The sequence below is a fragment of the Bradyrhizobium cenepequi genome, from assembly GCF_020329485.1.
Taxonomy (GTDB): Bacteria; Pseudomonadota; Alphaproteobacteria; order Rhizobiales; family Xanthobacteraceae; genus Bradyrhizobium; species Bradyrhizobium cenepequi.
On sequence record NZ_JAGKJI010000144.1, the window covers coordinates 1 to 1,443 of the forward strand.

Below are 1,443 nucleotides of genomic sequence, written 5' to 3' on the forward strand. Positions count from 1 at the left end.
AGGCGTTCGTCCGCATCGATCACCGCCACCGCGTCCGGGGCTTTGCGCACCTGCGCCTCGAACAGCTCGTGGATGCACTGCTGCTCAGCATAAGGCGCCGCCGTCCGGTTCAGCTCCTCCAACAGATAGGTGCGCTCAGCGGACGACAGCAGCTCAATGCGGCCGACCGGCTGCTGCGCATCGGCTACCATCGCCCGCAGCAGCGCCAGCAAATAGCCCCGCTGCCGCTCGATGGTCGCCTGATCGAACAGCGCCGTGGCATAGTCCAGCGTGCCGGCGATCATCTCGCTATGCTCGCGCAGGCTCAGCTCCAGATCGAACTTGACCTGATCGTACCCATCGCCCGCCGCCGCCACACTCAATCCGGGAAGATCAAAGCACTGAGCGGCGTTGGTCTGCCAGGCCAACATCACCTGGAACAGCGGCGTGTGATCCAGCGACCGCGGCGGCTGCACGATCTCCACCACCTGCTCAAACGGCAGGTCCTGATGGTCCTGCGCTCCCAAGGCCGTGCGCCGCGTCCGCTCCAACAGCTCCGCCACGCTCGGCGCGCCCGACAGGTCGAGGCGAACCGCCAGGGTGTTGACGAAGAAGCCGATCAGCCCTTCGATCTCGCCCCGGCCCCGATTGGCGCTCGGCACGCCAATGACGATGTCGTCCTGTCCCGACAGGCGCGACAGCACCGCGGCCCAGGCCGCCAGCACCGTCATGAACAACGTCGTGCCATGCTGTCGGCTCAGCCGCCTCAACTCCCGCGTCAGATCTGCATCGATGACGACAGGCATGCTGGCCCCGGCAAACGACTGCTCGGCCGGTCGCGGCCGGTCCGTCGGCAGCTCAAGTCGTGCCGGGGCACCAGCCAGGTTCTGGCGCCAATACTGCGCCTGGCCCTGCAGCCGCGCGCCCACCAGCCACTGCCGTTGCCAGGCGGCATAATCCGGATACTGGATCGCAAGCGGCGGCAGCGGATCGTCTTCTCCGGCCAGGAACGCCCGGTACAGCTGACTGAGTTCACGCACCAAGATGCCCAGCGACCAGCCGTCCGAGACGATGTGATGCTGCGTCAGCAAGAACACGTGCTCCTCATCGGAGGTCCGGATCAGGCGCCCGCGGATCAGCGGGCCGCGCGCCAGATCGAACGGCGCGCGTGCCTCTTCCTGGCACAGCTCCGCGAGCGCAGCGTCCGCATCTCCCCGGCCCCGCAGATCGTGCTGCACAACTGGCAGCCCCGCATCCTTCGGCAGAACCTCAACCCAAGGCTCCCCCTCCGAGGCAACAAAAATGCTGCGTAGCGCCTCGTGCCGCGCCACCACACGGTCGAGGCTGCGCTGCCATGCGCTGCGGTCGAGCACGCCGCGCAGCCGCCACGCCAGTGGCATGTGATAGTTCGTGCTGCCCTGATCCAGCTGCGCCAAAAACCATAGCCGCTGCTGCGCAAACGAC

At 67.1% G+C, this 1,443-nt stretch carries 1 protein-coding gene; it reads right to left on the reverse strand.

Going from position 1 to position 1,443, the window contains the following annotated elements; translation table 11 throughout:
- The coding region (locus tag J6497_RS40555) for a condensation domain-containing protein (RefSeq protein WP_225709732.1) at positions 1 to 1,443 on the reverse strand (1,443 nt) is incomplete at both ends.